At 68.2% G+C, this 9,253-nt stretch carries 7 protein-coding genes and 1 pseudogene; 5 read left to right on the top strand and 3 right to left on the bottom strand.

The features are described 5' to 3' along the window. The 5 genes and pseudogenes from EQG76_RS24535 to EQG76_RS24515 form a co-directional block, all read left to right on the top strand. Positions 1-242, top strand: a pseudogene (locus EQG76_RS24535) (ABC transporter permease); the annotation flags it as partial. Between the two features lie 10 nt (positions 243-252). After that, positions 253-984 (top strand): ABC transporter ATP-binding protein, encoded by a 732-nt coding sequence (locus EQG76_RS24530; RefSeq protein WP_159717225.1) that lies wholly within the window; start codon positions 253-255, stop codon positions 982-984. Further along, on the top strand, positions 957-1,793 hold the full coding sequence (locus EQG76_RS24525) for an extracellular solute-binding protein (protein ID WP_159717223.1): 837 nt from the start codon (positions 957-959) through the stop codon (positions 1,791-1,793). Before EQG76_RS24530 ends, EQG76_RS24525 begins: the two co-directional genes overlap by 28 nt. A gap of 11 nt (positions 1,794-1,804) precedes the next feature. Next, positions 1,805-2,083, top strand: a complete 279-nt coding sequence (locus EQG76_RS24520; RefSeq protein WP_159717221.1) for a hypothetical protein — start codon at positions 1,805-1,807, stop codon at positions 2,081-2,083. Positions 2,084-2,167: 84 nt separating this feature from the next. Next, a complete protein-coding gene (locus EQG76_RS24515; RefSeq protein ID WP_159717219.1) occupies positions 2,168-3,811 on the top strand; it encodes a glycosyltransferase family 39 protein in 1,644 nt (547 codons plus the stop codon). A 48-nt stretch (positions 3,812-3,859) separates the two neighbouring features. Here EQG76_RS24515 and EQG76_RS24510 read toward each other — a convergent pair whose 3' ends face one another. The 3 genes from EQG76_RS24510 to glf form a co-directional block, all read right to left on the bottom strand. After that, positions 3,860-5,752: an ABC transporter ATP-binding protein gene (locus tag EQG76_RS24510; RefSeq protein ID WP_159717217.1), complete on the bottom strand. Its 1,893-nt coding sequence runs from the start codon at positions 5,750-5,752 to the stop codon at positions 3,860-3,862. Next, positions 5,745-6,920, bottom strand: coding sequence for a glycoside hydrolase family 1 protein (locus EQG76_RS24505; protein WP_159717215.1), 1,176 nt, complete (start codon positions 6,918-6,920; stop codon positions 5,745-5,747). The genes EQG76_RS24510 and EQG76_RS24505 overlap by 8 nt, the downstream gene beginning before the upstream one ends. 74 nt (positions 6,921-6,994) lie before the next feature. Next, positions 6,995-9,253 (bottom strand): UDP-galactopyranose mutase (glf, locus tag EQG76_RS24500; protein WP_159717213.1); only part of this gene is annotated, 2,259 nt, incomplete at its 5' end.

The following is a 9,253-nucleotide window of genomic DNA, read 5'->3' as shown; positions in this document are numbered from 1 at the left end:
CCCTGGTGGTGGCGGTGCTGGCCGCGTTCGGCCGGGCCATCTCCGAGGTCGGTGCGGTGCTGGTCGTCGGTGGCAATATCGATGGCTACACCCGCACCATGACCACGGCGATCTCGCTGGAAACCCAGAAGGGCGACCTGCCGTTCGCCATAGCACTGGGCATCCTGCTCATCGCCATCGTGCTCGCGGTCAACGCGACGGCCTCGGCGATGCGCGCCTACACGATGCGGCTCTATCCATGACGGCCGGGCCATGACGACCGGGCTGCAGATCGTCCTCCGGGCCCTCCGCTTCTGCCCGAACGGTCGGACCGTGCTCGCCGGCCTCGACGCGACCATCACCCTGCCCGGCATCACCGCCATCATCGGCCCGAACGGGGCCGGCAAGAGCGTCACCCTGCGCATGATCGACGGCCTCCTGCAGCCGGACAGCGGCACGGTCCGGTTCGGCCCGCGGCCGGCCGAGAGCATCCGGCGCAGCTTCGTGTTCCAGCGGCCGGGCCTGATCCGGGCGAGCGTCGCGCGCAACATCGCGCTCGCCCTCGTCCCGCTCCGCCTGTCCCGTGCGGAGGCGGACCGCCGCGTCGCCACCGCCCTGGCACGGGTGGGACTGGCGGACCGGGCGGACGATCCGGCGCAGAAACTCTCGGGCGGCGAACAGCAGCGGCTGGCCCTCGCCAGGGCCTGGGTGACCGAACCGGAGCTCCTGCTGCTGGACGAGCCCACGGCAAATCTCGATCCCGGCGCCACCGAGGCGATCGAGCAGCTGGTCACTTCCATGGCCGAGGCGGGCACCAAGATCGTCCTGGTGTCGCACAATATGGGCCAGGTCGCCCGGCTCGCCCGCGACGTGCTGGTGCTCTGCGGAGGCCGCATCGTCGAGCACGGTGCCACCAGCCAGATCCTCACCATGCCCAGGACTCCCGAGGCCCGGGCCTTCCTGAAAGCGGAAATGCCATGGCAGTCCTTCGCCGCAGCCTCCTAGCCCTTGGCGTCGCCCTCCTGGCGATGGCGCCGGCCCTGGCATCGGCCGGGTCCTCGATCACCGTCGCGTCCACGACCTCCACCGAGCAGTCCGGCCTGTTCGGCCATCTCCTGCCGCAGTTCACCGAGAAGACCGGGATCGAGGTCAAGGTGGTAGCACTCGGCACTGGCCAGGCGCTCGATGTCGGCCGGCGCGGCGATGCCGACGTGGTGTTCGTCCACGACCGGGCGGCGGAGGAGAAGTTCGTCGCCGAAGGGCATGGCGTGAACCGGGTCGAGGTCATGTACAACGACTTCGTCATCGCCGGCCCGGAGAGCGACCCGGCAAAGGCGGGCGGCACCGACATCCTCCAGGCCCTGCAGCGGATCGCGGCTGCCGGGGAGCCCTTCATCTCCCGCGGCGACCGCTCGGGCACCCATGCCGCCGAGCTGCGCTACTGGCAGGCCGCGGGGGTCGACATCACAGATGCCGGCGGCGACTGGTACCGGGAGATCGGCCAGGGCATGGGCCCTGCCCTCAACATGGCCTCGGCCTCCAATGCCTATGTCCTGTCCGACCGCGGCACTTGGCTGTCCTTCAAGAACCGGGGCGAGCTCGCGATCCTGGTCGAGGGCGACCGACGCCTGTTCAACCAGTACGGCGTCATGCTGGTGAACCCCGACAAGCATCCGAACGTGAAGGCCGCCGAGGGTCAGGCCTTCATCGACTGGCTGATCTCGGACGAGGGGCAGAAGGCGATCGCCGACTACCGGATCGAGGGCGAGCAGCTCTTCTTCCCGAACGCGGGGGCAGCGCAGACCTCGCAATGAATGCGGAGCCCGTGACCGCACGCACCCCCGCGGGCCTGCCTGATCACGCCACCCCGTTCCGGCTGTGCCGGGCTATCCGGAGCGGCAGCGTCTCCCACCCCTGGATGAACCGGCAGGCGGCGAATGGTGTCAGTGTCACGCCGATGCGCGCAGGAGCGAAGGCGTCCGCGGGCTTCGGTTTCCCGGTCAATGCCGGCCGGCACCTCATCCACGGGCGCACGGATGGCGTGGCGTTCATGACACCCCGAGCCGTGCCGCTCACCCCTCTCCCGGCACCGGCGAACCGGTAGCAGGTTGCTCAAGCCGTTGGTCCAGGTGGAGCCGTCGGTTCGACATGGGCCGGCGGGCGGCATGGCATGGGGGATCGGTGAACGATGACGGGTGATTCAGCAGGGCGACCTGAAGCGGCGGGCGGGCTTTGGGTGGCACTGGGGTTCATCGCCCTGGCAGTCGTCCTGCGCCTGCCGGCGATGCTCTATTCAGTCCTGAACTTCGACGAGAGCATGTACCTGCTGATGGGCGACAAGCTCCGACAGGGGTTCTTGCCGTACACCGCGATCTGCGACCTGAAGCCGGCCGGCCTGTTCGGCCTGTTCGCGCTGATCAGCGCGCTGCCGATGGACGGGGTGTTGGCCATGCGCCTGTGCGCCGCCATCGCGGTGGGCCTCAGCGCCTTCCTCCTCTGGACGGTGGCGCCACGTCTGTTCGACGACCCCGAGCGCCACATCGGGACGGCGGCCGGGCTCAGCTATGTCGTCTTCATGCTGGCCAATGGCGGCCTGAACGCCCAGGCCGAGCTGTTCATGAACCTGGCCTCCCTGCTGGGCCTGCTGCTCGCGCTGCAGGCGACCGGTACCGGCGGCCGGCCGCGGCTCGGCCTCATGGTCACGGCGGGCCTGGTGCTGGGAGTGGGCCTGCAGATCAAGCAGGTCGTGGCTATCGACATGCTGGCCTATCTGTTCGGATTCTTCCTCCTGACCACGCCGGGCCTCCGGCAACTGCCCGCACGCATCCGGGAAGCCTGGCTGCCCCTGGCAGCACTGGGACTCGCCGCCACGGTGCCGACGCTGCTGGTCATGCTGGTCTATGCAGCCAGCGGGCACTGGGACGCCTGGGTGGCAGGCAACCTCACCACCCATCGCGGCTTCTATGGCGACACCGGCCCGCAGATCGCCTGGGACGCCGGATTCCGTGCCGTGGTGGAGCAGGCACCGCTATGGGTCGCGGCCCTCATGGTCCTGGTCGTCGGCGGCCGCCTCGCCCGCGACCTGGGCGAGCGGCGCGCCATCCTGTTCTTGTGGCTCTGGATCGTCCTGGTCGGGATCGGCCAAGTCTTCCTGCGCTTCATGTCCGACCATTATTTCCTGCAGTTCCTGATGCCGCTGGGCCTGCTCGCCGGCTTTCTCCTGGGACGTGGCGTCCTGGAGCGGCTGGACGGCGGCTTCGGCCGGCGTGCCATCCTGGCAGCACTCGTGGTGCTGGGCGTGTTCGCGGTCGCGAAGAACCCGATCGTGAACGCCATCTATGTGGCGCGGGACCGCTATGTCGGCGGGGAGGCCCATGCGGGCGATGCGGCGCGACAGGCGGCCGCCGAGATCGCGAGGGACCTGCGCCCGGGCGATGCGCTCTATGTCGTGGGCTTCATGCCGATCGTCTATTACCTGACCGGTGCGGAGATCCCGACCCGGTTCGCCTTCACCGGCCTGCCCAACCAGCATTTTCCGGGCCGTGACGGCTGTGCCTGGGTCGAGCCCCGGGTCGAGCTGCAGCGGATCCTGGGTTCCAACCCGCGCTTCATCCTGGTCGAGCAGGGCGTGTTCTTCGAGGAGCTGCCGCCGGAGCTGAAGCGGCCGCTGCTCGACCGGCTGGGCGAGCGCTACCGCCTGCGCGCCGAGTTCGAGCAGCATCCGATCCACCACCTCTACCCGTTCGAGCGCTTCGTCATGAACGGCGCCGCGGCGGCCAAGCTGTACGAACGGATCGATCCGGCGCCGGGCCCGGAAGAGGCGGCTTCCTAGGGTGGCGACATGGCGGCCGCCGGGCGGCCGCCATGTCTGGCCGGACGGCTAGATCGCCGCCCGTTCCCGCAGGGTGGAGGTGCTGCCTGCGTCCGCCGTCCGCAGGGCATCGACCGGTAGCCCCTCGGCCTGCAGGCGCCACATGCGGGTGAACAGGCCGCCGCGGCGGCGCAGCTCGTGCGCGGGCCCCTCCTCGACGATGTGGCCGTCCTGCATGACCAGCACCCGGTCGAATGCGGCGACGGTGGAAAGGCGGTGTGCCACCGCGATGACCGTGCGCTCCTCCATCAGGTCGACCAGGGAATGCTGGATCGCCATCTCGGATTCGGTGTCGAGGGCCGAGGTCGCCTCGTCGAGGATGATGATCGGCGCGTTCTTCAGAAAGGCCCGGGCGATGCCGATCCGCTGGCGCTGACCGCCGGACAGCCTGGTGCCGCGCTCGCCGACCAGCGTGTCGTAGCCGTCGGGCAGGCTGCGGATGAAGCCGTCGCAGCAGGCGGCGCGTGCGGCGGCGTACACCTCCTCGTCGGAGGCGTCGGGCCGGCCGAAGCGGATGTTCTCCATGACCGAGCGGTGGAACAGGCTGATCTCCTGGGGCACCACGGCCAGCGCATCGCGCAGGCTGTCCTGGGTGATGCTCGTCACCGACTGGCCGTCGATCAGGACGTCGCCGCTCTGGACGTCGTAGAGGCGCTGGATCAGGCTGATCAGGGTCGACTTGCCGGCACCGGACGGCCCCACGATCCCGACCTTCTCGCCCGGCCGGATGAACAGGCTCAGCTCGTGGATCGCTTCCCGGTCGGGCGTGCCATAGGCGAAGCCGGCCTTGCGGAACTCGACCGAGCCCCCGCCTCGCTGCAGCACCCGATGGTCGGGATTGTCCACCAGGGTCGGCCGCTGGCCGATCAGCTTCAGCGTATCCGCGATGAAGCCGAAATACTGGCCGATCTCGATCAGGGCGAGCGACAGGTCCCGGACGCCGTGCAGGATGCGGAAGGTGAACATGCTCACGATGACGACGTCGCCGGTGGTGATGGCTTCCTGGCCCCAGAGATAAAGCGCCCAAGACAGCATGCCGGTGACCATCCCCCACAGCAGGATGTCGTAGAGCAGCCGGGTCTTCTCCAGGAACATCCAGCTCCGGCGCTGTCGGCCTGCTTCGACGGCGAAGATGCCGGCCAGGCGCTGGCGTTCCCGCTTGCGGGCCGAGAACGCCTTCACTGCCCACATGTTGGAGATCACGTCGGTGAGGCCGCCGGCCGCCTCGGCCGCGGTCCCGGCAAAGGCCTGGTGCAGGGGCCGGCCCCGCTCGCCGAACAGGATCAGGCCGACCGTGACCGCCACCACGTAGACGCCCAGCGCCAGCGCCATCTGGCCGTTGATCGTGGTGAACACGACCAGCGCACCCAGGAAGTCGATGGTGGGCGGGGTGATGCGCCAGACCAGCGTGTTCGACAGCGCCCCGAAATTGCCTGCCGTGGCGGTGATCCGCTGGCCGAGCGAGCCGGCCAGGTTCTCGGTGAAGTACCGCATCGGCTGGCCACTCAGATGGTCGAACAGGTCGAGCCGCATGTCGACCCCGACGCCGATCGTGGCACGGCAGCCGAGCCAGCCGCTGGCCCGCCAGAGCAGACTCTCCAGGGCGATCAGGCCGACGAAGGCCACGAACGCCGTCCAGACCAGGCCGATATTGTCGCCGGGCCCGGATGCCATCCCGTCGACCAGCAGCTTCATCGCGTACTGCACGCCCACGGCCGAGCAGCCGGCAGTGACGACCAGCGCCGCCAGGAGGATGAAGTGCCAGCGCCAGGACGCCAGGTAGTGCATGATGAAGGTCTGCGGGCTGCGCAGGAACTGCGGCACGTCCTGCGGATCGACCGCAGCTCGGCGCGACTTCAGGCGCGGCCGGGAACCTTCGAGCAATGCTGCGCTGTCAGTCATCACCATCCGCCAGTGCCAAGACGGGACGATCGGACGATACGGAGGTGGTGATCGTCTGGAAGGTCATCTGCTGGCGCTCGAACTCGTCGCGCAGCGGCTCGCAGACGCTGCGCCGTCCCAGGCTGTCGGGCTTGCTCAGGAGGCCCACGTCGCAGTGCCGGTTGTTGTCCCAGCCGGGATAGTCCAGGATCGGATAGAAGCAGATCCCGAGCACCGGCACACCCAGCGCCATGGCGGCACGCACCTCGGCACAGACATAGTGCAGCCATGACGGCCTGGCCGAGCCTTCCGCACCGGTCTCGCTGACCAGGATCGGCCGGCCGTAGCGTGCATGCAGCTCGGCCAGCATGGTGCGGAACGGCCGATAGGCATGGTGGCCGAAGGGGATCGTGCGGCCGCGATAGTACCACTGGTTCTCGGGATAGAAATTCGCCCCGATGATGTCGAGACAGTCCGGCGAGCCGCCCAGTTCCGGCTCAATCCGCCCACAGAGGAGGTCATAGGCCTCGAACTGGGCCAGGCGATAGGCCTCGGCAGCGGCGCGGGCCTTGCCGGACAAGGCAGCCGAGGTGATGTGGATGGCGGGTTCAGCGTAGACAAAACGGGCACGCGGCTCGACGGCACGGATCTCCCGGACGGCCGCGAGCGCAGCGCGCACGAGCTGGCGCTTGAGCTCGCCCCCCCGCCCGCGCGTGCCCGGGTTCATCCGAGCGACGTCGCCGCCGGCCCAGGCCCAAAACGAGATCTCGTTCATGGGACAATAGAGCGGGATCGCGTCGCTCTCCTCGCGCACCAAGCGGGCGGTCTCGGCGGCGAAGCGGGCAAAGCGCTCCGGGAAGGCCGCCGACCAGATGTCGAGGTGGTCGGGCCAGCCATAGTGGCACAAGTCCCAGATGACCTGGACCTCCGCCCGGCGGGCGGCGCGCAGCATGGGCAGGAAGCTCGACCAGTCATAGGACCCCTGGCTCGCTTCGATCAGATGCCAGCGCAGTCCGTCGCGGATGGTGTGCAGGCCGAACTCGCGAAGCTGGCGATAGTCTGCCTCGGCCAGCTGGTCGTGCATGGTGGACCTGATCAGGTCGAGGCGCCTACCGCCGCCACGACGGCGATGGCAGGAGCACTCGAAGCCGCCCATCAGGAAGCTGCGAAACAGAAATTCATCTTGCATGCGGCAGCGGGTCCCCGTTTGCACCAGTCAAAAAGGCGGCCGTGCCGGGCGCGGATCCCGCGTCCGGCCGGTCGTCACACGGAATCGGCCAGGGCCACCGCCGTCGCATGCACCGGCCGCTGCTGCCTGGGCTCCTCACGCTCGGCCAGGCGCCGGTAGGCGGCCAGGGCCTGCCCCACGACCTGGTCCATGTTGTAGTACTGATAGGTCCCGAGCCGCCCGACAAAGGTGACGTCGGGCTGCCTTTCCGCCAGCGCGGCATATTGCCGGTAGAGCGCCTGGTTCTGCGGGCGGGGAATCGGATAGTAGGGGTCACCATCCGCGCAGGGGAACTCGTAGCTAATGCTGGTCTTCTCGTGGATCTGCCCCGTCAGGTGCTTGTACTCGGTGATCCGGGTATAGGGCACCTGCTCGGACGGGTAGTTGACCACCGCCACTGGCTGGAAGCGACGCTGGTCGAGCGTCTCGTGCCGGAAGGACAGGCTCCGGTAGGGAAGCTTGCCGAAGCGGTAGTCGAAATACTCGTCGACCGGGCCGGTGAAGATGGTGTGCGCTGCCCGGATGTCCTTGCGGACATCCCGATAGTCGACGCCCAGCTCGATCTCGATATTGTCGTGGTCGAGCATGTTCTCGAACATGCGCGTGTAGCCATCGCGCGGCATCGCCTGAAAACTGTCCAGGAAGTAGCGGTCGTCGGTATTGGTCCGGGTCGGGATGCGGGACGTGACCGACTTGTCCAGCTCCGACGGATCCAGGCCCCACTGCTTGCGGGTGTAGCCGCGGAAGAAGGTCTCGTAGAGATGACGGCCGACCGCCGCCACCACGACATCCTCGGACGTCCTCTTCACCTCGATCGGCTCTGCCCGGCTGGCGAGGAAGGAAGCCGCCTCCTCCTCGGTGCGCAGCGAGAGACCGTATAGGCCGTTCAGCGTGGTCCGGTTGATCGGGATGGGCAGGAGCTGGCCGTCCACGCTCGCGAGCACACGATGCTCGTAGGGGCGCCAGCGGGTGAAGCGCGACAGATAGTCGACGATCTGCTGGCTGTTGGTGTGGAAGATATGCGGGCCGTACTGGTGGATCAGGATGCCGGCCGCGTCCTTCCGGTCGAAGGCATTGCCGGCGACGTGCGGGCGGCGATCGACCACGAGCACGCGCTTGCCGGACCCGGCCGCAAGGCGTTCGGCCAGGACGGAACCGGCAAATCCGGCGCCGACGACCACCGCATCATAGGCGGGGCGCCGGTTGGAGGGGCGGATCGCGGGGTAGGACAGCGGCTTGGCCGCAGACGATGCCTGCCCATGCGCCGCACGCTGGGTGACCGCTTCCGCGATGAGGTCGCACATCGAGCCGAAGGTGCGATCCCACGACATCTGCGCGAGAAGCCGGTCGGCCTCCTGCAGAGCAGCCGCGCGCTCTGGCGCCGAGGCCTGGAGCAGCCTTGCGCAGGCCAGGACGAAACCATCCGCCGTGTCGGCGATCGCAACCGCCGGTGTCTCGCCATAATGCCGGACGACGTCCATGATCGGCGTGGACACCACCGCGCGGCCGCCGGCGAGATATTCGGGTGTCTTGGTCGGGCTGATGAAGCGTGTCGCCTCGTTGATCGCGAACGGCATCAGCGCCAGGTCCCAGCCGGCGAGATAGTCCGGCAGCTCGGCGTACTTCTTGGCACCCAGATAGTGGATGTTGGGCAGCCTCGGCAGGTCGTCCGGGTTGATCTTCACGACCGGGCCGAGGATGACCAGGCTCCAGTCCGGGCGTGCCTGGGCCACCTGGCGCAACAGGTCGAGGTCGAGACGCTCGTCCACCACCCCGTAGAAGCCCAGCCGCGGGCCAGGAATCCCGGCCTGGTCGGGGCAGCCCGCTTCTGGACAGCTGCGCGCCCGGGCGAAATGGTCGACATCCACGGCAGACGGAAAGGGATGGATGTTGTCGTGCAGGTGGCGCTTGGCCTCGTAGAGGCTGTGGCCGCCCGTGAAGACGACGTCCGCCTTACGAATCAGCTCCGCCTCGAGCGTGCGCAGCTCTGGCGGGGCCTGGCGAAAATTGCTGAGTTCATCCATGCAGTCGTAGACGATGCCGGCAGCGTCGATGTCGCGCGCGAAGCTGAACATCATCGGCGTGTAGAACCAGAACAGCGGTCGTGGCTCGCGGATGGTGGCGAGGAGGATGTTCAGCAGCTCCCGCAAGGCCTGGTCGCGTGCCTGGGCATCCCACCAGTGCGGCAGGCGCGGCCGCAGGGCGATGACGTTGGCATCGGGGAAGGCATGATGCTCGAGATAGGGCAGCGGGTGATCGCAGGGAATGTACTCTTCGAAGAAAAATACCCGTTT

The sequence above is a fragment of the Geminicoccus flavidas genome (assembly GCF_009806515.1).
Lineage (GTDB): Bacteria > Pseudomonadota > Alphaproteobacteria > Geminicoccales > Geminicoccaceae > Geminicoccus > Geminicoccus flavidus.
Note: the sequence above shows the minus strand (reverse complement) of the source record. Positions and strands in the feature narration are given on the sequence as shown.

Bases quoted from the DNA above. Each gene is read 5' to 3' on its own strand.
- EQG76_RS24530 (WP_159717225.1), top strand. From the start codon at position 253: ATGACGACCGGGCTGCAGATCGTCCTCCGGGCCCTCCGCTTCTGCCCG.
- EQG76_RS24525 (WP_159717223.1), top strand. From the start codon at position 957: ATGGCAGTCCTTCGCCGCAGCCTCCTAGCCCTTGGCGTCGCCCTCCTG.
- EQG76_RS24515 (WP_159717219.1), top strand. From the start codon at position 2,168: ATGACGGGTGATTCAGCAGGGCGACCTGAAGCGGCGGGCGGGCTTTGG.
- EQG76_RS24510 (WP_159717217.1), bottom strand. From the start codon at position 5,752: ATGACTGACAGCGCAGCATTGCTCGAAGGTTCCCGGCCGCGCCTGAAG.
- EQG76_RS24505 (WP_159717215.1), bottom strand. From the start codon at position 6,920: ATGCAAGATGAATTTCTGTTTCGCAGCTTCCTGATGGGCGGCTTCGAG.